The organism is Serratia sp. Ser99 (assembly GCF_024519545.1).
Taxonomy (GTDB): domain Bacteria; phylum Pseudomonadota; class Gammaproteobacteria; order Enterobacterales; family Enterobacteriaceae; genus Serratia; species Serratia liquefaciens.
Window position 1 is genome coordinate 276541 of the sequence record NZ_JALJRT010000007.1, and the last position, 24184, is coordinate 300724.

Here is a 24184-nt window from a genome sequence, read left to right on the forward strand (position 1 = left end):
ATGTTGTCATTTAATCAGGTATCCGCCCATTACGGCAAAATCCAGGCGCTGCATCAGGTTAGCCTGAACATAAAGCAGGGCGAGATTGTCACTCTGATCGGCGCTAACGGCGCCGGTAAAACCACGCTGCTCGGCACGCTGTGCGGTGAACCCCGCGCCAGCGAAGGCAGCATCACCTTTCTCGATCAGGACATTACCCAGTGGCAGACGTCGCGCATCATGCGCGAAGCGGTGGCTATCGTGCCGGAAGGACGGCGGGTATTCTCGCGCATGACGGTGGAAGAGAACCTGGCGATGGGCGGTTTCTTTGCCGACCGTCACCAATATCAACAGCGTATCGAAAGGGTGTTTGGCCTGTTTCCGCGCCTGCTGGAACGCCGTACGCAGCGCTCGGGCACCATGTCCGGCGGTGAGCAACAGATGTTGGCGATAGGCCGTGCACTGATGAGCCAGCCGAAGCTGCTGCTGCTCGATGAGCCCTCTCTGGGGCTGGCGCCGATCATCATTCAGCAGATTTTTGACATCATTCAGCAGCTGCGTGAAGAGGGCATGACCATCTTCCTGGTCGAACAAAACGCCAATCAGGCGCTGAAACTGGCAGATCGCGGTTATGTACTGGAAAACGGGCGCGTGGTGTTGGAAGATACGGGGGCCGAATTGTTAGCAAACGAAGCAGTTAGGTCGGCGTATCTGGGCGGTTGAAATACCCGTCGAAGCGGTAGGGGGCGAATATCTTCGCCCCGAGCGACTCGGGCGCAGCGTATCGGACCCCTACAACATTTTTAACGATTACGAGAAGAATAAGAAATGAACACAGAAGGGTTACTCGCGCAGCGCATCGTAAAAGTAAAAAGCTCGGCAATCCGTGAATTGCTCAAGCACAGTAAGATGGAAAACGTCATTTCGCTGGCGGGCGGCATCCCCTCTGATGCCCTGTTTGATTTCGAAGGGCTGAGCATCGCCACTCATCAGGCGATCACCGAACAGCCGAAAAGCGCTTTTCAGTACGGTCTGACCGAAGGCAGCCCGGTGCTGCGCGAACGCATCTGCGAGCTGTGTGCCGAACGCGGCGTCACCGCCACCGCCGATGAAGTGATGGTCACGGCCGGCTCCCAGCAGGCGCTGGATCTGGTGATGCGCGCCATTGTGAACCCGGGCGACGTGTTCGTGGTGGAACGTCCGACCTACCTGGCGGCGTTGCAGACGCTGGAACTGGCGGAAGCCAACATCATGTCGGTATCGTCCGACAGCGATGGCATGGTGGTCGAAGAACTGGCCGAGCTGTTGAAAACGCAGCGCATCAAGGGCGTGTATGTGGTGCCGAACTTCGGCAACCCAAGCGGCATTACCCTGAGCGCCCCGCGTCGCGAACTGTTGGTCAAGCTGGCGGCCGAGCACAATTTCCTGATCATCGAGGATGACCCGTACGGCGAACTGCGTTTTACCGACGAGCGTAACGCGACGCTGCACCAGGTTTCGCAGCAGGTGCTGGGCCATACCGATAACATTATCTATACCTCGACCTTCTCCAAGATCCTGGCTCCGGGGTTGCGTCTGGGCTGGGCAATTCTGCCGCCGTTTTTGCTGCATAAAGTGGCAATCATCAAGCAGGCGGCGGATCTGCATGCCAGCGCATTGTCGCAGAGCATCGTAGAGTGTTACCTGGGGCTGGATCGCCTGCCGGCGCAGATCGAAAAGATCCGCGCGGCTTACAAACAAAAGGGTGAGATCCTGGCCGGGCTGGTGGAAAAAGAGCTGGGTGACCATATCAGCTTCGATATGCCGAAAGGCGGCATGTTCCTGTGGGCGCGTTTCCGTCAGCCGTTCAACGCCACCGAATGGCTGAAAACCACCCTGCAGCAGGGCGTGGTGTTTGTGCCGGGAGAATACTTCTTCTCAGACAATCCGGACCGTTCTACCTTCCGCCTGTCGTTCGCCACCGCCACTGAACAGCAAATGCAGGAAGCGGTTGCCCGCCTGCGCCGTTCACTGTGATCCTCACGGCGGCGGGGATCTTTCCCCGTCGCCGACATCAAACCGCAATCTGCACTTCACTCTTCCGTCATATGGCTGTCATCTAACGGTTATTTTTCTGTCATCCGAGCATGGCATGTTAGCTTCCGAACAAAAAACTGATTCTTTTCGCTCACGCGCTTATTGCCCCAATAGATTTCACGTAGCAGCAAGGCGGTGACCGCCAGAATCCTCAGGAGTTTACATAGGTAAATGACTGAGGTGATGGCGGGAAACCAACACGGCTGCGGCGTGAAAGATGCAGGGGATACACCAGCTTTTTCAGGAGTTAGGCATGCTCACCTACGCTATTCGCAAAACCACGCTGTGCGTCGCGTTGACCCTGGCGGTCAGCACTCAGGCACTGGCGGCGACCGAGATCCCGTTCTGGCATTCGATGGAGGGCGAACTGGGTAAAGAAGTGGATTCCCTGGCGGACCGCTTTAACCAGTCGCACACCGACGTCAAAATTGTTCCGGTTTACAAAGGCAACTACGAACAGAGCCTGGCGGCGGGTATCGCGGCCTACCGCTCCGGTAAAGCGCCGGCGATCCTGCAGGTGTATGAAGTGGGCACGGCCACCATGATGGCCAGCAAGGCGATCAAGCCGGTGTACGAAGTGTTTAAAGACGCGGGCATCAGCTTTGACGAATCGGTATTCGTGCCTACGGTGTCCGGTTACTACACCGACAACAAAAGCGGACACCTGCTGTCGCAGCCGTTCAACAGCTCTACCCCGGTGCTGTATTACAACAAAGATGCCTTCAAGAAAGCCGGTTTGAACCCAGACCAGCCGCCAAAAACCTGGCAGGAGCTGGCGGCGGACACCGCCAAACTGCGTGAAGCCGGCATGAAATGCGGCTATGCCAGCGGTTGGCAGGGCTGGATCCAACTGGAGAACTTCAGCGCCTGGCACGGCGTGCCATTCGCCACGGAGAACAATGGCTTTGGTGGCGCGAGCGCCAAGCTGGAGTTCAACAAGCCGTTGCAGGTCAAGCATATCCAACTGCTGGAAGAGATGAACAAAAAAGGTGACTTCACCTATTTCGGCCGTAAAGACGAATCCACCGAGAAGTTCTACAGCGGTGACTGTGCGATTACCACCGCTTCATCCGGCTCGCTGGCGGACATCAAGCATTACGCCAAATTCAACTATGGCGTGGGCATGATGCCGTATGACGCCGATGCCAAAAATGCACCGCAGAACGCCATTATCGGGGGCGCCAGCCTGTGGGTGATGAACGGTAAAGATGCCGCCACCTATAAAGGCGTAGCCGAGTTCCTGCAGTATCTGGCACAGCCGGAAATCGCCGCCGAGTGGCACCAGAAGACCGGTTATCTGCCGATCACCACGGCAGCGTACGACCTGACCAAACAACAGGGGTTCTATGACAAGAACCCAGGGGCGGACGTGGCGACGCGTCAAATGCTGAACAAGCCGCCATTGCCGTTCACCAAGGGGCTGCGTTTGGGCAATATGCCGCAGATTCGCACCGTCGTGGATGAAGAGCTGGAGGGCGTGTGGACCGGTAAGAAAACGCCACAGCAGGCATTGGATGCCGCCGTACAGCGCGGTGATGTGTTGCTGCGTCGCTTCGAGTCTCAGACTAAGTAATAGCGGCTACTGCGCTTTGCCATTCTGGGATTGGGCAGTGCTCGCTCTCCTCATGGACTTTATGTCCACTCCGGGAGCTGTGCGCTGTCCGCACCCAGACTGGCTTTGCTCGCGACGCCCTGCTTCGAGTCACCCGTTTTTTGTCTTCATGAGTCCCTAATGATGAGTTCACATCGTCCCGGTTTCGGCTGCAGTTGGCTGCCCTATGTTTTAGTGCTGCCACAGTTGCTGATTACCGCAATATTCTTTCTGTGGCCCGCCGGCGAGGCGCTGTGGTATTCGGTGCAAAGCCTCGACCCGTTTGGCCTGTCCAGCCAGTTTGTCGGGCTGGACAACTTTACCCAACTGTTCCACGACCCTTACTACCTGGACTCGTTTTACACCACGCTGATTTTCAGTTTCCTGGTGGCGGGTATCGGGCTGGTCGTGTCGCTGTTCTTCGCCGCGTTAGTGGATTACGTGCTGCGCGGCAGCCGGATCTACCAGACGCTGATGATCCTGCCTTACGCCGTGGCGCCCGCGGTGGCGGCGGTGCTGTGGATTTTCCTGTTCAACCCCGGCCTGGGGCTGATTACCCACTTCCTCAACGGACTGGGTTACAGCTGGAACCACGCGCAAAACAGCGGGCAGGCGATGTTCCTGGTGGTGCTGGCCTCGGTATGGCAGCAAATCAGCTATAACTTCCTGTTTTTCCTGGCCGCGTTGCAGTCAATTCCTCGCTCTCTGGTTGAGGCGGCGGCCATTGACGGTGCCGGCCCGGTACGGCGTTTCTTCAATCTGGTGCTGCCGTTAATCACGCCGGTGAGCTTCTTCCTGCTGGTGGTGAATCTGGTGTACGCCTTCTTCGATACCTTCCCGGTGATCGATGCCGCGACCGGCGGCGGACCGGTACAGTCCACCACCACGCTGATCTACAAGATTTACCGTGAAGGCTTTGCCGGTCTGGATCTGTCCAGCTCCGCGGCACAGTCGGTGATCCTGATGTTGCTGGTGATTGGCCTGACGGTGATCCAGTTCCGTTTTGTCGAACGTAAGGTGCGTTACCAATGATTGAGAACCGACGCGGGCTGGACATTTTCAGCCACGTAATGCTGATTATCGGCGTGCTGGTGGTGCTGTTCCCGCTGTACGTGGCCTTTGTGGCGGCTACGCTGGACGACAAACAGGTGTTTCAGGTGCCGATGACCCTGATCCCCGGCGGTCACCTGTGGGAAAACATCAGCAATATTTGGCAGGGTGGCGTGGGCAACCTTAAGGTGCCGTTTTCGCTGCTGCTGTTGAACAGCGTGGTGATGGCGCTGGCCATCACCTTCGGCAAGATTGTGGTATCGGTGTTGTCCGCCTATGCCATCGTTTATTTCCGTTTCCCGCTGCGCAGCCTGTTCTTCTGGCTGATATTCCTCACCCTGATGTTGCCGGTTGAGGTGCGTATTTTCCCGACGGTGGAGGTTATCTCCAACCTCAACCTGCTGGACAGCTACACCGGCCTGACGTTGCCGCTGATGGCGTCGGCGACCGCCACCTTCCTGCTGCGCCAGTTCTTTATGACGTTACCGGACGAACTGCTGGAAGCGGCGCGGATTGACGGCGCCGGCCCGATGCGTTTTTTCTGGGATATCGTGCTGCCGCTGTCGAAGACCAATCTGGCGGCGCTGTTTGTCATCACCTTTATCTACGGCTGGAACCAGTATTTGTGGCCGATTCTGATCACCAGCGATGCCTCGATGGGCACCGCAGTGGCGGGCATCAAGAGCATGATCTCCACCTCCGGCGCGCCGACCCAGTGGAATCAGGTGATGGCGGCGATGATTCTGACTTTAATTCCACCGCTGACGGTGGTTCTTCTGATGCAGCGCTGGTTTGTACGCGGCCTGGTTGATAGCGAAAAGTAACGAGAGAAATTTTCACATGGCAGGTTTAAAACTACAGGCAGTCACCAAGTCTTACGACGGTAAAACGCCGGTGATCAAGCAAATTGACCTCGACGTGGCGGACGGCGAATTTATCGTGATGGTCGGCCCGTCCGGCTGCGGTAAATCGACGCTGTTGCGCATGGTGGCCGGGCTGGAACGCACCACCAGCGGCGATATTTATATCGACAGTCAACGCGTAACGGATATGGAGCCGAAAGATCGCGGTATCGCGATGGTGTTCCAGAACTATGCGCTGTATCCGCACATGAGCGTATACGACAACATGGCCTATGGCCTGAAAATTCGCGGCTTTGGCAAACAGCATATTCAACAGCGGGTGGAGGAAGCCGCGCGTATTTTAGAGCTGGAGCCGTTGTTGCAACGCAAGCCGCGCGAGCTTTCCGGCGGCCAACGTCAACGGGTGGCGATGGGACGCGCTATCGTGCGTGAGCCGGCGGTATTCCTGTTTGATGAACCGCTGTCGAATCTGGATGCCAAGCTGCGCGTCCAAATGCGCCTGGAACTGCAACAACTGCATCGCCGGCTGAAAACCACCAGCCTGTACGTGACCCACGATCAGGTGGAGGCGATGACGTTGGCACAGCGGGTGATCGTCATGAACAAAGGCGTGGCAGAGCAAATTGGCACCCCCAGTGAGGTCTATCAGCGCCCGGCGTCGCTGTTCGTCGCCAGCTTTATCGGTTCGCCGGCGATGAACCTGTTGCCCGGCACGTTGAGCGCCGACGGCAGCCAACTGCAACTGGCCGAGGGGATGACGCTGAATTTACCGCAACCCAAAGCGCAGTGGGGCGGTCGCCGGTTGACGCTTGGCATCCGCCCGGAACATCTTCAATTGACCACCTCCGAGCAAGGGGGCGTGCCCCTGGCGCTGCAAACGCTGGAGTTATTGGGCGCAGATAACCTGGCGCATGGGCAGTGGGGCGGTCATGGCGTGATTGCGCGTTTGTCGCATGAAACTATGCCGACGGCGGGCAGCACGCTATATTTGCAGTTGCCTGCACAGGCGCTGCACTTTTTTGATACCGATAGCGGATTACGGATGGAATCATGACCACAGCCTGGCCTTACCCCCACATTGTCGCCCACCGCGGCGGCGGTTCTCTGGCACCGGAAAATACCCTGGCGGCGATCGACGTCGGCGCACGGCACGGTCATAAAATGATTGAGTTCGACGCCAAGCTGGCGCAGGACGGGCAAATATTTCTGTTGCACGACGATACCCTGGATCGCACCAGCAACGGCTGGGGCGTGGCGGGTGAGCTGCCGTGGGACAAGCTGGTACAGCTGGATGCCGGCAACTGGTATAACTCCGCTTACAAGGGCGAACGTTTACCGCTGTTGGCCGAAGTGGCGGAGCGCTGTCAGCAGCATGGCATGATGGCGAACATTGAAATCAAGCCTACCACCGGCAGCGATGATGAAACCGGTCGTGTTGTGGCGCTAGCCGCACGTTTGCTGTGGCAAGGGCAGACCGATCCGCTGCTGTCCTCATTCTCGATTGAGGCGCTTGAGGCGGCGCAGCGTACGGTGCCGGAACTCCCGCGCGGCCTGTTGCTGGATCAGTGGGACGACAACTGGCAGGCGTTGACCGAACGATTGGGCTGCGTTTCGTTGCACATCAACCATAAAGAACTGACGGCCGAACGGGTGTCGGCACTGAAGGCGGCAGGGCTGCGCATCCTGGTTTATACCGTTAACCAGCCGGCGCGTGCGCGCTTGTTGTTGAACTGGGGCGTTGACTGCATTTGCACTGACCGGATAGATTTGATCGGCCCGGACTTTCCCAACGCGTGATCCCGTTGCCACGGACGCAGTTTGCTGCGTCCGTGAGAAAGCCGTCGGCGCCTGTTGAATTTTGCGACGTCAGTCCTTTGCCGCCGCGCTAACGGAAGGGATGTGATGTCTGTTTTTATGGGTTCGTTATGGCATCAAATAGCGCTGTCTTTGCCGCTATTTGTGCTGATCGTGTTGGGATATGGGCTTATCCGCTGGGGTAAATGGCCAGCGACCATCACCGACGGTTTAACGCGTTTTGTCTTCTCTTTGGCTCCCCCCGCCATGTTGTTCCGCATGATGTGCGACTTTTCGCAGCGTCCAGCGGTAGATGCCCGCCTGTTGATCGCCTTTTTCGGCAGTTGCCTGATTGTGTTCGTGATCGGTCGCATCACCGCGCGTCGGGTGTTTAAACTGGATGGAGTGGCGGGATCGGTGTTCGCGTTGGGTGGAATTTTCTCCAATAACGTGATGTTGGGCCTGCCCATCGCCAGCGTCATGCTCGGCGAGGCGGCAATCCCATCGGTGGCATTGGTGTTGGTGTTTAACGGCCTGATCCTCTGGACGCTGGTGACTATCTCCATCGAATGGGCGCGCAATGGTTCGCCGACGCTGCAGGGCTTTATCAAAACGGCGCGTAGCGTGCTGACCAACCCGCTGATTATCGGCATTCTTTCCGGCACGCTGTTCAGCCTGACCGGCTTGCCGCTGCCGACGTTTGTCGACCAGCCGGTCAGCATGCTTGGTCAGGTTGCCGCACCGCTGTCTCTGGTAGTGCTGGGTATGGGGCTGGCGGAGTATCGCATCAGCGAAGGCTGGCGCCTCAGCAGCGGCATCTGTTTCCTCAAGCTGATTGTTCAACCGCTGATCATCTGGCTACTGGCCTGGATGATGGACCTGCCGCCGATGGAAACCCGGGTGGTGGTGTTGCTGGGGTCGATGGCGGTCGGGGTCAATGTTTACCTGATGTCACGCCAGTTCAACGTATTGACCGGGCCTGCCGCCACCAGCCTGGTGATGTCCACCGTGCTGGCAGCAGTGACTACGCCATTGATCCTGACCATCATGGGCGTGCGGGGCTAGCCGGCAGCGGTGCCTGGGGGACTGCAGGTGCTGTGCGGTTAAATGGGCTGCGCGGCTGGTTGCCGTTGGGTAACAACCTCCCACCGTTTGGCGCCGTTTGCTGCAGTTGCTGCTGGTTATTATCGAACTGCCGCTGTTGTTGCAGGCGGCGCTGATCCAGCTGCTGATTATTCAACATACGCTGTTGTTGCGTCTGCTGAGTGCGTTGGTTGAGAAACTGCTGTTGCGAGCTGAGCTCGGTGACGCCGTTGGCCGCAGTGGCCAATCCGGACAGCAGCAACAGGCCATAGAGCAGATGATAACTTTTCATGATGTTCTCCTCGTCTTTTATTAAGCCTAACCCAGCGGTGCAAATTTGCTGAAAGTTTGTATTTTGCTCAGATGTAAACCTTCTTTTCGCTACACCCCTTTCTGCCTTCCGTTACAATCGCCCTTTCTGAATCTTTAGGGTGAACCCATCGTGCTGCTTCTGGTGATTACTACCATCCTGTGGGCATTTTCTTTCAGCCTGATTGGCGAATACCTGGCGGGCCAGGTCGACAGCTGGTTCTCGGTGCTGATGCGCATCGGCCTGGCGGCGGCGGTGTTCCTGCCTTTCCTGCGCTGGCGCAACATCAAGCCAAAAGTGATCCTGTTGTACATGCTGGTGGGGGCTTGCCAGCTTGGCATCATGTATCTGTTCAGCTTCCGCGCGTACATGTACCTGACGGTGCCGGAATTCCTGCTGTTTACCGTGCTGACGCCGCTGTACGTTACGCTGATTTATGACTTGATCAGTGGACAGCGCCTGCGCTGGGGTTATGTGTTCAGTGCGGTATTGGCGGTGCTGGGCGCTGCGATTATTCGATATCATCAATTGAGCGAGCATTTTTGGTGGGGGCTGTTGCTGGTGCAGGCGGCGAACATCAGCTTTGCCATCGGCATGGTCGGTTACAAACGGTTGATGGAAGTGCATCCGCTGCCGCAACACACCGCATTTTCCTGGTTCTATCTGGGGGCCTTGGTCGTGGCGGTGGTCGCCTGGTGCCTGTGGGGCAATCCGCAGCAGCTGCCAACCACTAACCTGCAGTGGGGCATTCTGGTCTGGCTGGGCGTAGTGGCTTCCGGGCTGGGTTATTTCATGTGGAACTACGGCGCAACGCAGGTGGATGCCGGTACTTTGGGCATCATGAATAACATGCATGTGCCGGCAGGACTGTTGGTTAATCTGGCCATCTGGCAGCAACAGCCGCATTGGCCAAGTTTCATTATCGGCGGGGCGGTGATTGTCGCTTCGCTGTGGGTGCATCGCCGTTGGGTGGCGCCTAAAATAGTCAGCAAATAAACGGGCAGCCCAAGCGCGAGCTGCCCTGATATTTAGGGTTGCGAAGCCAGCGGTTTGACGCTGGCGACACCGGCGCTTGGGCGTGCAGCATCACGCACGAATGGCAGATGGTTGCAGGCATGTTGCCGAGCCGAGCGGATAAAGGCTTCGGTGACGGCCTGGCGCTGTTCACCGTCGCGTACCGCCGCGTACAGGCGGCTCCAAAGCCCATCCCCCAGGGTTTTGGTCACCACTAACCCCTGGCGTTCAAAACTTTCCACCACCCAGTGCGGCAACGCCGCGATCCCCATGCGGGCCGATACCATCTGGATCAGCAACAGGGTGTTATCCACGTTTTTCAGCGCCGGGCTGATGCCTGCGGGCTGCAGGAAATGGCGCCAGATATCCAGTCTCTGACGCTGTACCGGGTAAATCATCAGCGTTTCGTCAATCAAATCTTCAGGCTCAATGTGCAGCTTGCTGGCCAATGGATGATCCGGCGCCAGCACCAGGCGTACTTCGAAATCAAACATCGGTGAATAGTGCAGCCCACTGCGCGGCAGAATGTCGGAGGTCAGCACCAGATCCAGTTCACCCTGTTGCAGCGCCGGCTGCGGATCAAAGGTCACGCCGGATTTGAAGTCCATGATCACCTGTGGCCAACTCTGACGGAAGTTATCCAGCGCGGGCGTCAGCCATTGAATGCAGCTGTGGCATTCAATGGCGATGCGCAACGTGGCCTGATGAGGTTCGTGACACGCCTGTAGCGCGTGCTGGATTTGCGGCAGTACCTGTTCTGCCAACTGCAACAGGATCTCTCCCTGCGCGGTAAAGCGCAGCGGCTGGCTTTTGCGAACGAACAGCTTGAAGCCCAGACGCTGCTCCAGATCGCTGAACTGATGCGACAGAGCAGACTGTGTCTGATGGAGTTGGGCCGCCGCGGCCGCCAGCGAGCCGGTATTGCGCAGCGCCTGCAGCGTCCGTAAGTGTTTCAGTTCGATCATGAGAGTCCTTCACAGTGACAGTGAATAAATTGCGCTTGTGGTTAATACAGTACCTGCGGATTATGGATGTGTAAACATCTGGACGGCTAAATGGGGAATATGACGATGGCAATTTTAAATCACACACTGGGTTTTCCTCGCGTTGGGCTAAGACGTGAACTGAAAAAAGCGCAGGAAAGCTACTGGGCTGGTAACTCAACGCAGGAAGAACTGTTGGCGGTTGGCCGCGAGCTGCGCGCTCGCCATTGGCAACAACAACAGCAGGCCGGAGTGGATTTGGTGCCGGTCGGCGATTTCGCTTGGTACGACCATGTATTGACCACCAGCCTGCTGCTGGGCAACGTGCCGGCACGTCATCAGAATGCGGATGGCTCAATCGATCTGGATACGCTATTCCGCATCGGCCGTGGTCGCGCACCAACCGGAAAACCGGCAGCGGCGGCAGAAATGACCAAATGGTTTAACACCAACTACCACTACATGGTGCCTGAATTTCACAAAGGTCAGCAGTTCAAACTGGGGTGGACCCAACTGCTGGAAGAAGTGGACGAAGCGCTGGCTCTGGGCCACAAAATCAAGCCGGTGTTGCTGGGGCCGGTGACCTATCTGTGGCTGGGTAAAGTGAAAGGTGAAGCGTTTGACCGTTTGTCGCTGCTGAAAGACATCCTGCCGGTTTACCAGCAGGTGCTGGCTGAATTGGCGCAACGCGGCGTGGAGTGGGTACAAATTGACGAGCCAGCACTGGTGCTGGAATTGCCGCAGGAATGGCTGAACGCCTTCAAGCCGGCTTACGAAGCGCTGCAAGGTCAGGTAAAACTGCTGCTGACCACCTACTTCGACAGCGTGGGCCATAATCTCGACACCGTCCGCGAGCTACCGGTTCAGGGGCTGCACGTTGATCTGGTTGCCGGTCATGACGATATCGACGCATTGAACAAGGCGCTGCCCAAAGCGTGGCTGCTGTCTCTGGGCGTCATCAATGGTCGCAACGTCTGGCGTGCGGATCTGAGCAGTTGGTTTGAACGCCTGCAGCCGTTGGTCGGCAGCCGCCCACTGTGGATTGGCACTTCCTGTTCACTGCTGCACAGCCCTATCGATCTGAGCGTGGAAACTCGCCTGGACGAAGAGGTGAAAAGCTGGTTCGCCTTTGCTCTGCAAAAATGCGCCGAATTGGCCCTGTTGAGCGCGGCGCTGAACGCACCGGGTGCAGAAAAGCAGGCCGAACTGGACGCCTATAGCGCACCAATCCGCGCTCGTCGCCAGTCCAGCCGCGTGCATAATGCGCAGGTAAGCCAACGCCTGGCGGCGATTACCGCGCAGGACAGCGAACGTCAGCGCCCTTACGCCGAGCGTGCTCAGGCACAGCGTGCGCGCTTTAACCTGCCGGCCTGGCCGACCACCACGATAGGGTCTTTCCCGCAAACCACGGAAATTCGCGGCCTGCGCCTGGACTTCAAGCAGGGGCGTTTGGACGGCAATAACTACCGCACCAGCATTAGCGAACACATCAAACAGGCGATCGTTGAACAAGAACGCCTGGGGCTGGACGTGTTGGTGCACGGCGAAGCCGAGCGTAACGACATGGTGGAATATTTCGGCGAAAACCTCGACGGCTTCGTGTTCACTCAAAACGGCTGGGTACAGAGCTACGGTTCCCGCTGCGTAAAACCGCCGGTGATCATTGGCGATATCAGTCGCCCTGAAGCCATTACCGTCGAGTGGGCGAAGTATGCTCAGTCGCTGACCGACAAGCCGGTAAAAGGCATGCTGACCGGTCCGGTCACCATTCTCTGCTGGTCGTTCCCGCGCGAAGACGTGACCCGCGAAGTGATCGCTAAACAGATTGCCCTGGCGCTGCGCGACGAAGTGGAAGATCTGGAAAAAGCCGGTATCGGCATTATCCAGATTGATGAGCCTGCACTGCGCGAAGGTTTGCCTCTGCGTCGATCCGACTGGGCTGCCTATCTGAACTGGGCGGTGGAGGCTTTCAAACTGAACGCCGCTGTCGCGCAAGACGACACGCAGATCCACACTCACATGTGTTATTGCGAGTTCAACGACATCATGGACTCCATTGCGGCGCTGGATGCCGACGTGATCACCATCGAAACCTCGCGTTCTGATATGGATCTGCTGGAAGCCTTCAAAGAGTTTGAGTACCCGAATGAGATTGGACCGGGCGTGTACGACATCCACTCGCCGAACGTGCCAAGCGTAGAATGGATCGAAGCGCTGCTGCGCAAAGCTGCGCAGAACATCCCGGCTGAGCGCCTGTGGGTGAACCCGGACTGCGGCCTGAAAACCCGTGGCTGGCCGGAAACCCGTCAGTCGCTGACCAACATGGTGCTGGCCGCACAGCGCCTGCGTGAACAGCAGGTCTGATAGCGACATTTGGGTGTAGATTATTCTGGGCGCTTCGGCGCCCTTTTTCATATCGAAAATGACTGCCGATCGGGCAGCCTTAAGACGAGAGGCTATTTAACGCCTGGCACTCCGTGCTGCGCGAACCAAGCCAGCATACGTTGCCAGCCATCCTCTGCCGCTTCGGCGTTGTAGCTGGGCCGGTAGTCGGCATTGAAGGCATGGCCGGCCTCGGGATACACCACGATCTCGGCATTGGCGTTGGCGGCGCGGATCGCCTGACGCATGCTTTCCACCGTCTCCAGCGGGATGCTGCTGTCCTGGCCGCCGTAAAGTCCCAGCACCGGTGCCGTCAGCTGTGTCGCAACGTCGACCGGGTGTTTTGGCGAATTCAGCGTTTTTTCACCCACCAACCTACCGTACCAGGCCACCGCAGCCTTTAACTGCGGGTTGTGCGCGGCATAGAGCCAACTAATACGCCCGCCCCAGCAGAAACCGGTAATCGCCAGCTTGCCGGCATCGCCGCCGTGGCGCGTTGCCCAATGGGCAGCATGATCCAGATCCGCCAGCACCTGACGATCCGGCACCTTGCTCACCAGATTCTGGAACAGTTCACTGATATCGGTGTATTCCCGGGCATCCCCTTGACGGAAGTACAGCTCCGGCGCTATCGCCAGATAACCCTGCTTCGCCAGACGACGGCACACGTCCTGAATATGTTCATGTACGCCAAATATCTCCTGTACCACCAGAACGACCGGGAAGGGGCCGCTGTGGTCCGCCGGTTTGGCGATATAGGCAGGCAGGTTGTCACCCTGAGAAGGAATGGTGGTTTCCCCGGTATGAATGCCCTGCTCGTCGGTGAGGATGGTAGAAGCCGCCAAGGGGGTTACGGCCGGGGTGAATCCCCCCTGGGCCTGTTTTAATGTCATCACATGATCGGTTTTCATTGCGGTCTCCGTGCAATCAATAGAGAAAAGCGCTGCGATTAACTATAGGAAAGATTACCCGTTATTGGCATCGAGTGGAGCATTTTCAGTCAAGTCTGTAAAAAACGATTAAATATCCGGCTTTATCGCGTTTTTATTGTCTTTTTATCATGCTATTACGCAAGTTGACCTGCATTAGTACCATAAGGTGCGTTAGTTCCGCTTATTCGGGCTAAGTCCCCGACAAACCAAGGCTATTTTTCTGTGACTGCATAGGGGATTTTTTGGCAAACCGCCTTGATAAACTCCGAGTAGCAGGGGAAACCGGCGGTGCGATTTGTCGACTAGACTGGTGGCTACTGGGGCCATCAGGCGGGCCTTCTTGCTAATTTTTGTGACTTTAGTCACAAGAGTTATGTAGATTGCATTCTGTTTCTTTGTCTGTAGTGATTGCTGTCACGAAATTGCGTGGCGTTTTTCAGTAGAGTACTTTTTTGTTCCTCCCAATAAACATGATCTATGAGGAGTCTCGTATGTCTCAATCTGACGTTTTCCATCTCGGCCTGACCAAAAACGATTTACAAGGGGCCCAGCTTGCCATCGTTCCTGGCGATCCGCAGCGCGTAGAGAAAATTGCCAAGCTGATGGAAAATCCGGTGCACCTGGCTTCCCATCGTGAATTCACCTCCTGGCGTGCAGAGCTGGACGGCAAGGCAGTGATCGTCTGTTCCACCGGTATCGGCGGTCCTTCGACGTCTATCGCGGTTGAAGAGCTGGCACAGCTGGGTATTCGTACCTTCCTGCGAATCGGCACCACCGGTGCGATCCAGTCAGACATCAATGTAGGTGACGTGCTGGTCACCACCGCGGCGGTTCGTCTGGACGGTGCCAGCCTGCACTTCGCGCCGATGGAGTTCCCGGCGGTGGCCGACTTCGCCTGTACTACCGCCCTGGTCGAAGCTGCCAAGGCAGCAGGCGCGACCACGCACATCGGCGTAACTGCGTCTTCTGACACCTTCTATCCAGGCCAGGAACGTTACGATACCTTCTCCGGGCGCGTCGTTAGCCGTTTCAAAGGCTCGATGGAAGAATGGCAATCGATGGGCGTGATGAACTATGAAATGGAATCCGCCACGCTGCTGACCATGTGTGCCAGCCAGGGCCTGCGTGCCGGTATGGTTGCCGGTGTGATCGTTAACCGTACCCAGCAGGAAATTCCGAACGCGGAAACCATGAAAAACACCGAGAGCAAAGCGGTGCAGATCGTGGTTGATGCGGCGCGTCGCCTGCTGTAATCCCTCCGCAATTTAACGGGCCGCCACGCGGTCCGTTTTTCCATTCAGCCGTAATCTGTTACGGTTATCATCATCAGCGCCATCTTAACTGGCCACCTCTTTGACCCGTTGAGCCCGGTTTTACCTTGGCTCTCAGGTTGCGTTTTATCAGACAATAAACACGAGGACGTCTATGACCGCCCAGATCCTGCTTCATCCTTCATTGGCACCGCTTGATGGCGGCATTAACTTTCGCGATCTCGGTGGTAACAGCGTTGCTGATGGCCGTCGCATCAAGCGAGGATTACTGTTCCGTTCCGGGTCGCTGGAGCGCCTGACGGAAAACGACTGCGCCTTCCTGGCCGGCGTGCCGGTGCGATCGGTACTGGATTACCGCGATCCCGATGAAGTGCAGGCCAAGCCCGATATCCTGTGGCAGGGCGCGGATTACCACCATTTTCCTGCTAACCCGTTGAGCAATGAGGTTAATGCCAACCTGGAAAAACTGACCAGCGAAACGCTGGCCGGTTTCGATGCGCGGGCGTTTATGCTGGAGTTATATCGCCGACTGCCGTTCGGCAATCCGGCCTACCAACAGTTGACTCAGTTGCTGAGCCATACCGATAACGGTGCTATCGTCCAGCACTGTGCAGTCGGTAAGGATCGCACGGGGGTCGGATCGGCGTTGGTATTGTTCGCACTGGGTGCCGATGAGGCGACGGTGGTGGAAGATTACCTGCTGACAGAAACCACGTTGGCGACCTTCCGTGAACAAATGTTGGATCAACTGTCGATTCGTTTAAGTGACTCGGCATTGGGGCAGTTTGCCTATGTGCTTAGCGCCCGAGAAGAGTTCCTGATGACTGCCCTGGGTTGCATCCGTGACCAATACGGTTCTACCGACCGTTGGCTGGAGGCGGAATACGGGCTGGGGCAAAGCCAGCGAGCAGCGCTACAGGCGTTCTACCTCGAGTAAACCGCGTGGATGTTTAGCCGGGGTTTAACCGACGCCGGCTGGCATTGCGTATCCTTGGGGCAGTAAATCCCGCATCAGGAGCCCGTATTGAGCCTCAATGACATTATCCACTGGATCAGCGAGACCGTGCGTCAGCACGAAGGCTGGGCCATCCCGATTATCTTCTTCCTGGCGTTTGGCGAATCGCTGGCGTTCCTGTCGCTGCTGTTGCCAGCCACGGTGATCTTGCTGGCGCTGGGTGCGCTGATTGGCGAAAGCGGCATTGCCTTTTGGCCTATCTGGGCCGCCGCCGCTGCGGGCGCTTTCTTTGGTGACTGGCTTTCTTACTGGATTGGCTACCACTATCAAGATCGCGTGGCGCACATGTGGCCGCTATCGCGTAATCCGCAGTTGCTGACGCGCGGCCATGCGTTTTTTGAGCGCTGGGGCGTGCTGGGCATTTTCATTGGCCGTTTCTTTGGTCCGTTGCGGGCCGTAGTCCCGCTGGTTGGTGGCATTTGCGGTATGCCCCAGCGTTATTTTCAGGTGGCGAATATTACCTCGGCGATGATCTGGGCGTTCGGCATTCTCGCGCCGGGAGCGTTTGGCATCAAGTGGTTAAGCCAGTGGTTTGGCTAATCTTTGCCTGACTTGCGCAGCGTTTCGCAATAATGCGCCGTCGGGACAAAATCAGGCTGGACATCCATACAGCATCCCCTTAACGTGACGGGCAGCGGGCGGATAAAATGCCGGAACGGTCAGGTGTAACAGGAGGCAGGGTGGATACCAGTTTGGTTTACGGTATAGGCGGGGTGACGATAGGCCTGCTGTTGGGCTGGTTAATCGCCAGCCTGAGGGTGCAGCAGTCCCATGCGCAGCATGAAACCGAGCTGCGGCTGCTGGAACAATCGCTGCAACAGGCGCAGCAGGAAACGGCAGCCCGGCAAGAGACGCTCCTGCGCAATGAACAGCAAATGCGGCAGAACGATATGGAGCTGCGCAATTTGCACAGCCAGCTGGCTGCAGGGCACGAAAAGCTTCAGCAGCTTAATCACTGGCGCAACGAGTGCGAATTGTTGAACCAGGAACTGCGTGCCCAGCGTGAAGTGAACAGCGCCCAAGAAGCCGAGCTGCGTGAGGTGACCATCCGTCTGGAGGAAACCCGCATGGCGGCGGAAGAGAAGCAGCGCCTGTTGATCAACAGCGAGCAGCGTCTCACCACCCAGTTTGAAAATTTGGCCAACCGCATTTTTGAACACAGCGGTCGCAAGGTGGATGAGCAAAATAAGCAAAGTCTGGATCGTCTGCTGTTGCCGTTGCGTGAGCAACTGGACGGTTTTCGCCGCCAGGTGCAGGACAGTTTTGGCCAGGAAGCTCGCGAACGGCATACGCTGACCCACGAAATACGCAACCTGCAGCAGCTTAATGCGCAAATGGCGCGTGAGGCCATAAACCTGACCAAGGCCCTGAAAGGGGATAATAAAACCCAGGGTAATTGGGGCGAGGTGGTATTAAGTCGGGTGCTGGAAGCCTCGGGCCTGCGGGAAGGGCACGAATACGAAACGCAGGTCAACGTGCGGCTGGACCATCAGAGTCGGATGCAGCCCGACGTTATCGTGCGCCTGCCGCAGGGCAAGGACGTGGTGATCGATGCAAAAATGTCGCTGGTGGCCTATGAACGTTACTTCAACAGCGAAGATGAAGTGGAGCGTGAGACGGCGCTGAGTGAGCATATTGTCTCGCTACGTGGCCATATTCGTCTGCTGGGCCGTAAGGATTATCAGCAATTGCCCGGCCTGCGTTCGCTGGACTACGTGTTGATGTTTATACCGGTGGAGCCGGCTTTCCTTTTGGCCATAGACCGTGAGCCGGAGCTGATTAGCGAAGCGCTCAAGCACAACATTATGCTGGTGAGCCCAACCACCTTGCTGGTCGCCCTGCGCACCATCACCAACCTGTGGCGCTATGAACATCAGAGCCAGAATGCTCAACGCATTGCCGACCGGGCTGCGCGGCTGTATGACAAAATGCGGTTGTTCGTTGACGACATGTCGGCGCTTGGGCAGAGCCTGGACAAGGCTCAGGGGAGTTATCGCCAGGCGATGAACAAACTGAGTGAAGGCCGTGGTAATCTTATCGGCCAGACCGAGGGGTTCCGCGCGCTGGGGGTTGAGGTGAAAAGACCTATCAACCCGCTGCTGGCCCAGCAGGCCAGCGCACAGCATGACGAAGAATTCGAGGCAGCGAGCGACGAGGACGTTGGCACGCTGCCGGGGGCGGAGGATGACGACGCCGCAGAGCAACCACGCTCCGCATCGCAGGCATGACAGCCGCGGCGAGGTGGGGTATTTCGTGGGGTTCTGGTACACTCAACCACACTAAATTGACTGAATAGCAGGCAGGACAATGGCAGATCAACCGCAGGAAACCACCGATTTCGGTTTTCGCACCGTAGCTCGAGACGAAAAGCAGGCCATGGTGGCAGACGTTTTTCATTCGGTAGCGGCAAAGTATGACGTGATGAACGACCTGATGTCGTTTGGTATCCACCGTATCTGGAAGCGTTTTACCATTGATTGCAGCGGCGTGCGCCGTGGGCAGCGTGTGTTGGATCTGGCCGGTGGTACTGGTGATCTGGCCGCCAAGTTCTCCCGCATGGTCGGTGAGCAGGGGCAGGTAGTGCTGGCGGACATCAACGATTCCATGCTGAAAATGGGGCGCGAGAAGCTGCGGGACCGCGGCATTGTCGGCAACGTCAGCTATGTGCAGGCCAACGCCGAAGCGCTGCCGTTCCCGGACAACTATTTTGACTGCATCACTATCTCCTTCGGCCTGCGCAACGTCACCGACAAAGACAAGGCACTGCGCTCCATGTTCCGCGTGTTGAAACCGGGTGGCCGTTTGTTGGTGCTGGAGTTCTCCAAACCCTTGCTAGCCCCGCTGAGCAAGGCTTACGACGCTTATTCTTTCCACGTGTTGCCGAAAATCGGCGAACTGGTGGTGAAGGATCCAGAAAGCTACCGTTACCTCGCTGAGTCGATCCGCATGCATCCCGATCAGGAAACGCTGAAGGGCATGATGGGCGCTGCCGGGTTTGACAACGTGACCTATTTTAACCTGACCGGCGGTATTGTTGCCCTGCATCGCGGCTTCAAATTCTGATATGGACATGCCGATGCTGCTAACCCCTTTGTTGACCGGCGTGCTGGAAACATCGCTCAATAGCCTGCTGTTCCGCGATCGCAGCATGAAGGCTGCCCGTCTTCGCCTGGCTGGCAAGGTGCTGCGCATAGAGTTGCAGGAGCTTGCTTCGCCGTTGGTGCTGATCTTCAGTGAGCAGCGAGTCGATGTGCTTGGTCAGTCTGACGATACCGCCGACTGCACGGTGCGCAGCCGCATATCGGTACTGTTGAAACTGCGGGACCGCCAACAGCTTTCGCCCTTGATGCGCAGTGGCGAGCTGATTGTTGAAGGTGATATTCAGGTGGTACAGCAGTTGGTTGGCCTGCTTGATCTGGCTGAGTGGGATCCGGCGGAATGGCTGGCGCCTTATATCGGCGATATTGCCGCACAAGGCGTCACTCAGGCGTTCGGCAAGGGCGCGAATTTGCTGAAGAAAGGCTTGCAGCGTCAACAGAATTACGTGGCCGAAACCCTGACGGAAGAGTGGCGTGTGGCTCCTGGCCCGCTGGAAGTGGTGTGGTTTAACGAGGAAGTTGACGCCACCGTTCGCAGTGCTGAAGCGCTGATTGCTCGCATGGACAAGTTGGAGGGTAAACGATGACCCCTGGCGAACTACGCCGCCTGTATTTGATCGTCCGCGTTTTCCTCAGTTATGGCCTGGATGAACTGATCCCCAAGATGCGTTTGACGCTGCCGTTGCGCTTTGGCCGACGTCTGCTGTTTTGGATGCCAAACCGCCACGTGGATAAGCCGCTGGGGGAGCGTCTGCGTCTGGCCTTGCAGGAACTGGGGCCGGTATGGATTAAGTTTGGTCAGATGATGTCTACCCGTCGTGACCTGTTCCCGCCACAGATTGCCGATCAACTGACGTTGCTGCAGGACAGGGTTGCCCCCTTCGACGGCGCCCTGGCGCGCAAGCATATCGAATTGGCGATGGGCGGCCCACTGGAAACCTGGTTCGATGATTTTGACCAACAGGCGCTTGCTTCGGCATCCATAGCTCAGGTCCATACCGCACGGCTGAAAACCACCGGGCAGGAAGTGGTGCTGAAGGTGATCCGGCCGGATATCGGGCCGATCATCAAGGCCGACGTTCGCCTGATGTATCGCCTGGCGGCCTGGGTGCCGAAACTGATGCCAGACGGTCGCCGTTTGCGCCCGCGTGAAGTAGTGCGCGAATATGAAAAGACCTTGCTGGACGAACTGAACCTGTTGCGCGAAGCGGCCAACGCCATTCAACTGCGGCGTAATTTCGACGGCAGCCCGATGCTGTATGTGCCTGAGGTTTATTCCGATTACTGCCGCGAAAGCGTGCTGGTGATGGAGCGGATCTACGGCATTCCGGTTTCGGATATTCCGACGCTGGAGAAGCAGGGCACCAACATGAAATTGTTGGCCGAACGCGGGGTGCAGGTGTTCTTTACCCAGGTCTTCCGCGACAGCTTCTTCCATGCGGACATGCATCCCGGCAATATTTTTGTCAGCTATGAGCATCCTGAAGATCCCTGCTATATCGGCATTGACTGCGGTATTGTCGGTTCGCTGAACAAAGATGATAAGCGCTATCTGGCGGAAAACTTTATCGCCTTCTTCAATCGCGACTACCGTAAGGTGGCAGAGTTGCATGTTGATTCAGGCTGGGTGCCACGCGACACCAACGTGGAGGATTTCGAATTCGCTATCCGCACCGTGTGCGAGCCTATTTTCGAAAAACCGCTGTCGGAAATTTCGTTCGGCAACGTCTTGTTAAACCTGTTCAACACCGCACGCCGTTTCAATATGGAAGTACAACCCCAACTGGTGTTATTGCAGAAGACCTTGCTGTATGTTGAAGGTCTGGGACGCCAGCTCTATCCGCAGTTGGATTTGTGGACTACCGCCAAGCCTTTCCTGGAAAGTTGGATGCGCGATCAGGTCGGTATTCCGGCGGTGATCCGGGCACTGAAAGAAAAAGCGCCGTTTTGGGCGGAGAAACTGCCCGAACTGCCTGAATTATTTTACGATAGCCTGCAGCAACATAAGCTGTTGCAACAAAGCGTTGATAAGCTCACCAACCAGATGCAGGCTCAGCGCGTTCGCCAAGGGCAATCACGTTATTTGTTCGGCGTTGGCGCTACACTGTTAGTAAGCGGTACGATTTTGCTGTTGGGGGACGTCGAAGTGTTTCCCGCATGGCTGATGGCAGCCGGCATCGTATCCTGGGTGATTGGCTGGAAGCGAACCACCTGAATTGATTCGAAACTCTGGTAAAATCTGCCGTATAATGCGACGGATTTTGAAAAAACCCTGTAAAAATAGAGGTAATTGCAATGGGCGGTATTAGTATTACGCAATTGTTGATCATCGCAGTGATCGTGGTGCTGCTGTTTGGTACCAAAAAACTCCGTACTCTGGGGTCTGATCTCGGTGCATCAATCAAGGGCTTCAAAAAGGCGATCGGCGATGACAACACGCCGCCGACCAACACGGCTGAGAAAAGCAGCCTGGATGACGCTGACTTCACGGCCAAGCCTATTACCGATAAGCAGCCGGAAGTGAAAGCGGAAGAGTCGAAGAACAAAGAGCAGGTATAAACCGTGTTTGACATTGGGTTTAGTGAACTGCTGCTGGTTCTGGTGATTGGCCTGGTGGTACTTGGGCCAGAACGGTTGCCGGTAGCGGTAAGAACAGTTTCGGGCTGGATCCGCGCGCTGCGTTCGCTTGCGGCTTCGGTGCAGAACGAACTTTCTCAGGAACTGAAGCTGCAGGAACTGCAGGACAGCCTGAAAAAGGTAGAGAAGGCCGGCATGCAGAATTTGTCGCCGGAGCTGAAGGCGTCAATGGATGAGCTGAAAGACGCAGCGGAATCGCTGAAACGCTCTTATCAGGGCGACAGTGGCACCAAAACCGAACCTGCGCACACCATCCATAACCCTCTGGTCACAGACCCGGAAGCCATTCATGACGGCGTGACGCCGGCGGAAGCCGCGGCCGTAGCATCCTCTCCGGCTGCAGTGCCGGAGCCGGTTGTAACGGCAACGCCGCAGGCTGCGCAGCCGGTCATTGCACCGGTGAAACAACCGGTCGAGCCGGCTGTTCAGGCAACCCCAGAACCTGTTGTGGATAAAACCCCAGCGTCTCACCAACCTAGTGGCGATCGTTAAAACATGGCTGTTGAAGATACCCAACCCCTTATCAGTCATCTGATAGAACTGCGTAAGCGGTTGTTAAACTCGATTATCAGCATACTGGCGATTTTCCTGGTGCTGGTTTTTTTCGCCAATGATATTTATCAACTGGTGTCCGCGCCGCTGATCAAGCAGTTGCCTGCCGGGGCGAGCATGATCGCCACAGACGTGGCCTCACCGTTCTTTACCCCGATCAAATTGACGATGATCGTCTCGGTGTTCGTGTCCGCACCGGTTATCTTGTACCAGGTCTGGTCCTTCATTGCGCCGGCGTTGTATAAGCATGAACGTCGCCTGATGATGCCTTTACTGGTCTCCAGCAGTCTGCTGTTTTATCTCGGCATGGCCTTTGCCTACTTTATCGTCTTCCCGCTGGCGTTCGGCTTTTTTGCCAAAACCGCGCCGGCCGGGGTGATGATTGCCACCGACATCAATAACTATCTCGACTTCGTCATGGCGCTGTTTATGGCGTTTGGCGTGGCGTTTGAGGTGCCGGTTGCCATTATTTTGCTGTGCTGGAGTGGCGTCACCTCACCGGAAGATCTGAAAAAGAAACGTCCTTACGTTCTGGTCGGGGCTTTCGTGGTCGGCATGCTTCTGACCCCGCCGGATGTGTTCTCGCAAACCCTGCTGGCCATTCCGATGTATCTGTTGTTTGAAGTGGGCGTGTTCTTTGCTCGTTTCTACACCGGTAAACGTCGTCCGCAACCGGAAGAAGAAGACGAGGGTGACGAACCCCCGGCACCTTAAATTTGTTTGTTCCTGAGCCGCCCGATGGGCGGCTTTTGCATTGGGAAAACCATGTTTGATATTGGCGTAAACCTCACCAGTTCACAGTTTGCCAAAGACGGCCCAGCGGTGCTGGATCGCGCACGAACCGCAGGCGTGACAGGGCTATTGATTACCGGTACTGATTTGCAGGAAAGCCAGGCTGCCTGTGAACTGGCGCAGCAGCATCCTGGTTATTGCTGGTCCACCGCCGGTGTGCATCCCCATCAGGCCAGCAGTTGGAATGAGCAGACCGCGGAGCGGATCCGCGAGTTGGCCTCGCAGCAGCAGGTCGTAGCGATAGGTGAATGCGGGCTGGACTTTAACCGTAACTTTTCTACCCCAGAGCAGCAGGAGAGGGCATTCAGCGCCCAACTGGCGCTGGCGGCGGAGCTGGAGATGCCGGTTTTTCTTCACTGCCGTGATGCGCACGCACGTTTTGCCGCACTGTTGACGCCGTGGTTGGATAAACTGCCCGCGGCGGTGGTGCACTGTTTTACCGGCACCGCCGAAGAATTAGAAAGTTGCTTGTCGCTGGGCCTGTCGATCGGGATTACCGGTTGGGTCTGTGATGAGCGACGTGGCCTGGAGTTGCGTGCATTGCTGCCGCAGATCCCCGCCGAACGTCTGTTGTTGGAAACCGACGCACCCTATCTGTTGCCCCGGGATTTACATCCGAAACCTGCATCTCGCCGCAACGAACCCTGTTTTTTGCCTCATATCGTCCGGCAGGTGGCTACCTGGCGACAAGAAGATCCCGAATGGCTGGGGCAGAAAACCGATGAGAACGCCCGCCGGCTATTCCGGCTGGAATGAGTTAGG

The 24184-nt window shown here is 56.9% G+C and carries 24 protein-coding genes; 21 read left to right on the top strand and 3 right to left on the bottom strand.

Annotation, left to right across the window (positions count from 1 at the left end; all coding sequences use genetic code 11):
- The 8 genes from livF to NR114_RS16115 all read left to right on the top strand — a co-directional run bounded on the left by livF (position 1) and on the right by NR114_RS16115 (position 8418).
- Complete coding sequence (gene livF / locus NR114_RS16080) at positions 1 to 702, top strand: high-affinity branched-chain amino acid ABC transporter ATP-binding protein LivF (RefSeq protein ID WP_020824823.1); 702 nt, start codon at positions 1 to 3, stop codon at positions 700 to 702.
- Between the two features lie 105 nt (positions 703 to 807).
- Positions 808 to 1995 (top strand): PLP-dependent aminotransferase family protein, encoded by a 1188-nt coding sequence (locus NR114_RS16085; RefSeq protein WP_048762265.1) that lies wholly within the window; start codon positions 808 to 810, stop codon positions 1993 to 1995.
- 313 nt (positions 1996 to 2308) lie between these two features.
- Positions 2309 to 3628, top strand: a complete 1320-nt coding sequence (gene ugpB / locus NR114_RS16090) for a sn-glycerol-3-phosphate ABC transporter substrate-binding protein UgpB (protein WP_020824825.1) — start codon at positions 2309 to 2311, stop codon at positions 3626 to 3628.
- 162 nt (positions 3629 to 3790) lie between these two features.
- Positions 3791 to 4678 carry a sn-glycerol-3-phosphate ABC transporter permease UgpA gene (ugpA, locus tag NR114_RS16095; RefSeq protein WP_041415156.1) on the top strand — a complete coding sequence of 296 codons (888 nt, stop codon included), beginning with the start codon at positions 3791 to 3793 and terminating at the stop codon, positions 4676 to 4678.
- Positions 4675 to 5520, top strand: a complete 846-nt coding sequence (ugpE, locus tag NR114_RS16100) for a sn-glycerol-3-phosphate ABC transporter permease UgpE (protein WP_020824827.1) — start codon at positions 4675 to 4677, stop codon at positions 5518 to 5520. The genes ugpA and ugpE overlap by 4 nt, the downstream gene beginning before the upstream one ends.
- A gap of 16 nt (positions 5521 to 5536) precedes the next feature.
- The gene (locus tag NR114_RS16105; RefSeq protein WP_046374713.1) at positions 5537 to 6613 is read left to right on the top strand and encodes a sn-glycerol-3-phosphate import ATP-binding protein UgpC; all 1077 of its coding nucleotides are present in this window, start codon (positions 5537 to 5539) and stop codon (positions 6611 to 6613) included.
- Positions 6610 to 7356, top strand: a complete 747-nt coding sequence (gene ugpQ, locus NR114_RS16110) for a glycerophosphodiester phosphodiesterase (RefSeq protein WP_048762269.1) — start codon at positions 6610 to 6612, stop codon at positions 7354 to 7356. Before NR114_RS16105 ends, ugpQ begins: the two co-directional genes overlap by 4 nt.
- 105 nt (positions 7357 to 7461) lie before the next feature.
- Positions 7462 to 8418 carry an AEC family transporter gene (locus NR114_RS16115; RefSeq protein ID WP_256824841.1) on the top strand — a complete coding sequence of 319 codons (957 nt, stop codon included), beginning with the start codon at positions 7462 to 7464 and terminating at the stop codon, positions 8416 to 8418.
- Here NR114_RS16115 and NR114_RS16120 read toward each other — a convergent pair.
- Positions 8399 to 8728 carry a hypothetical protein gene (locus NR114_RS16120; RefSeq protein WP_234530492.1) on the bottom strand — a complete coding sequence of 110 codons (330 nt, stop codon included), beginning with the start codon at positions 8726 to 8728 and terminating at the stop codon, positions 8399 to 8401. The two genes, NR114_RS16115 and NR114_RS16120, sit on opposite strands and share 20 nt — an antisense overlap.
- Before the next feature lie 150 nt (positions 8729 to 8878).
- On the opposite strand from NR114_RS16120, the gene NR114_RS16125 reads away from it, so the two are divergent.
- Positions 8879 to 9742 (top strand): carboxylate/amino acid/amine transporter, encoded by an 864-nt coding sequence (locus NR114_RS16125; protein WP_256814299.1) that lies wholly within the window; start codon positions 8879 to 8881, stop codon positions 9740 to 9742.
- A gap of 32 nt (positions 9743 to 9774) precedes the next feature.
- Here NR114_RS16125 and metR read toward each other — a convergent pair whose 3' ends face one another.
- Positions 9775 to 10725 carry an HTH-type transcriptional regulator MetR gene (gene metR / locus NR114_RS16130; protein ID WP_020824832.1) on the bottom strand — a complete coding sequence of 317 codons (951 nt, stop codon included), beginning with the start codon at positions 10723 to 10725 and terminating at the stop codon, positions 9775 to 9777.
- Between the two features lie 90 nt (positions 10726 to 10815).
- Here metR and metE point away from each other — a divergent pair, with 90 nt between their 5' ends.
- Complete coding sequence (gene metE, locus NR114_RS16135) at positions 10816 to 13107, top strand: 5-methyltetrahydropteroyltriglutamate--homocysteine S-methyltransferase (protein WP_234530491.1); 2292 nt, start codon at positions 10816 to 10818, stop codon at positions 13105 to 13107.
- Between the two features lie 92 nt (positions 13108 to 13199).
- Here metE and NR114_RS16140 read toward each other — a convergent pair whose 3' ends face one another.
- Entirely contained in the window at positions 13200 to 14036 is an 837-nt protein-coding gene (locus tag NR114_RS16140) for a dienelactone hydrolase family protein (protein ID WP_020824834.1), read from the bottom strand.
- A 512-nt stretch (positions 14037 to 14548) separates the two neighbouring features.
- Here NR114_RS16140 and udp point away from each other — a divergent pair.
- The 11 genes from udp (at position 14549) to tatD (ending at position 24178) form a co-directional block, all read left to right on the top strand.
- Positions 14549 to 15310 (top strand): uridine phosphorylase, encoded by a 762-nt coding sequence (gene udp, locus NR114_RS16145; RefSeq protein ID WP_020824835.1) that lies wholly within the window; start codon positions 14549 to 14551, stop codon positions 15308 to 15310.
- Positions 15311 to 15482: 172 nt separating this feature from the next.
- Positions 15483 to 16265, top strand: coding sequence for a tyrosine-protein phosphatase (locus NR114_RS16150; RefSeq protein WP_046374711.1), 783 nt, complete (start codon positions 15483 to 15485; stop codon positions 16263 to 16265).
- Between the two features lie 87 nt (positions 16266 to 16352).
- Positions 16353 to 16883: a DedA family protein gene (locus tag NR114_RS16155; protein ID WP_020824837.1), complete on the top strand. Its 531-nt coding sequence runs from the start codon at positions 16353 to 16355 to the stop codon at positions 16881 to 16883.
- A gap of 140 nt (positions 16884 to 17023) precedes the next feature.
- The gene (rmuC, locus tag NR114_RS16160) at positions 17024 to 18571 is read left to right on the top strand and encodes a DNA recombination protein RmuC (RefSeq protein ID WP_234530489.1); all 1548 of its coding nucleotides are present in this window, start codon (positions 17024 to 17026) and stop codon (positions 18569 to 18571) included.
- Between the two features lie 79 nt (positions 18572 to 18650).
- Entirely contained in the window at positions 18651 to 19406 is a 756-nt protein-coding gene (gene ubiE / locus NR114_RS16165) for a bifunctional demethylmenaquinone methyltransferase/2-methoxy-6-polyprenyl-1,4-benzoquinol methylase UbiE (protein WP_020824839.1), read from the top strand.
- 13 nt (positions 19407 to 19419) lie between these two features.
- On the top strand, positions 19420 to 20028 hold the full coding sequence (locus tag NR114_RS16170) for an SCP2 domain-containing protein (RefSeq protein ID WP_142816106.1): 609 nt from the start codon (positions 19420 to 19422) through the stop codon (positions 20026 to 20028).
- Positions 20025 to 21656: a ubiquinone biosynthesis regulatory protein kinase UbiB gene (gene ubiB / locus NR114_RS16175; RefSeq protein ID WP_234530487.1), complete on the top strand. Its 1632-nt coding sequence runs from the start codon at positions 20025 to 20027 to the stop codon at positions 21654 to 21656. The genes NR114_RS16170 and ubiB overlap by 4 nt, the downstream gene beginning before the upstream one ends.
- An 80-nt stretch (positions 21657 to 21736) precedes the next feature.
- The gene (gene tatA, locus NR114_RS16180; RefSeq protein WP_020824842.1) at positions 21737 to 22000 is read left to right on the top strand and encodes a Sec-independent protein translocase subunit TatA; all 264 of its coding nucleotides are present in this window, start codon (positions 21737 to 21739) and stop codon (positions 21998 to 22000) included.
- Between the two features lie 3 nt (positions 22001 to 22003).
- Positions 22004 to 22570 (top strand): Sec-independent protein translocase protein TatB, encoded by a 567-nt coding sequence (tatB, locus tag NR114_RS16185; protein ID WP_046374709.1) that lies wholly within the window; start codon positions 22004 to 22006, stop codon positions 22568 to 22570.
- Positions 22571 to 22573: 3 nt separating this feature from the next.
- Complete coding sequence (gene tatC / locus NR114_RS16190) at positions 22574 to 23344, top strand: Sec-independent protein translocase subunit TatC (RefSeq protein WP_012004722.1); 771 nt, start codon at positions 22574 to 22576, stop codon at positions 23342 to 23344.
- A gap of 51 nt (positions 23345 to 23395) precedes the next feature.
- Positions 23396 to 24178, top strand: a complete 783-nt coding sequence (gene tatD, locus NR114_RS16195; protein ID WP_234530485.1) for a 3'-5' ssDNA/RNA exonuclease TatD — start codon at positions 23396 to 23398, stop codon at positions 24176 to 24178.
- Positions 24179 to 24184 lie beyond the last annotated feature (6 nt).

Excerpts from the sequence above, each read along its gene's own strand:
- ubiB (WP_234530487.1), top strand. The coding sequence starts at position 20,025 with ATGACCCCTGGCGAACTACGCCGCCTGTATTTGATCGTCCGCGTTTTC.
- livF (WP_020824823.1), top strand. The coding sequence starts at position 1 with ATGTTGTCATTTAATCAGGTATCCGCCCATTACGGCAAAATCCAGGCG.
- ubiE (WP_020824839.1), top strand. The coding sequence starts at position 18,651 with ATGGCAGATCAACCGCAGGAAACCACCGATTTCGGTTTTCGCACCGTA.
- NR114_RS16085 (WP_048762265.1), top strand. The coding sequence starts at position 808 with ATGAACACAGAAGGGTTACTCGCGCAGCGCATCGTAAAAGTAAAAAGC.
- tatC (WP_012004722.1), top strand. The coding sequence starts at position 22,574 with ATGGCTGTTGAAGATACCCAACCCCTTATCAGTCATCTGATAGAACTG.
- ugpE (WP_020824827.1), top strand. The coding sequence starts at position 4,675 with ATGATTGAGAACCGACGCGGGCTGGACATTTTCAGCCACGTAATGCTG.
- metR (WP_020824832.1), bottom strand. The coding sequence starts at position 10,725 with ATGATCGAACTGAAACACTTACGGACGCTGCAGGCGCTGCGCAATACC.
- ugpB (WP_020824825.1), top strand. The coding sequence starts at position 2,309 with ATGCTCACCTACGCTATTCGCAAAACCACGCTGTGCGTCGCGTTGACC.
- tatD (WP_234530485.1), top strand. The coding sequence starts at position 23,396 with ATGTTTGATATTGGCGTAAACCTCACCAGTTCACAGTTTGCCAAAGAC.
- NR114_RS16105 (WP_046374713.1), top strand. The coding sequence starts at position 5,537 with ATGGCAGGTTTAAAACTACAGGCAGTCACCAAGTCTTACGACGGTAAA.
- NR114_RS16140 (WP_020824834.1), bottom strand. The coding sequence starts at position 14,036 with ATGAAAACCGATCATGTGATGACATTAAAACAGGCCCAGGGGGGATTC.
- NR114_RS16120 (WP_234530492.1), bottom strand. The coding sequence starts at position 8,728 with ATGAAAAGTTATCATCTGCTCTATGGCCTGTTGCTGCTGTCCGGATTG.
- NR114_RS16115 (WP_256824841.1), top strand. The coding sequence starts at position 7,462 with ATGTCTGTTTTTATGGGTTCGTTATGGCATCAAATAGCGCTGTCTTTG.
- NR114_RS16150 (WP_046374711.1), top strand. The coding sequence starts at position 15,483 with ATGACCGCCCAGATCCTGCTTCATCCTTCATTGGCACCGCTTGATGGC.
- metE (WP_234530491.1), top strand. The coding sequence starts at position 10,816 with ATGGGGAATATGACGATGGCAATTTTAAATCACACACTGGGTTTTCCT.
- NR114_RS16170 (WP_142816106.1), top strand. The coding sequence starts at position 19,420 with ATGCTGCTAACCCCTTTGTTGACCGGCGTGCTGGAAACATCGCTCAAT.
- udp (WP_020824835.1), top strand. The coding sequence starts at position 14,549 with ATGTCTCAATCTGACGTTTTCCATCTCGGCCTGACCAAAAACGATTTA.
- ugpQ (WP_048762269.1), top strand. The coding sequence starts at position 6,610 with ATGACCACAGCCTGGCCTTACCCCCACATTGTCGCCCACCGCGGCGGC.
- ugpA (WP_041415156.1), top strand. The coding sequence starts at position 3,791 with ATGAGTTCACATCGTCCCGGTTTCGGCTGCAGTTGGCTGCCCTATGTT.
- tatA (WP_020824842.1), top strand. The coding sequence starts at position 21,737 with ATGGGCGGTATTAGTATTACGCAATTGTTGATCATCGCAGTGATCGTG.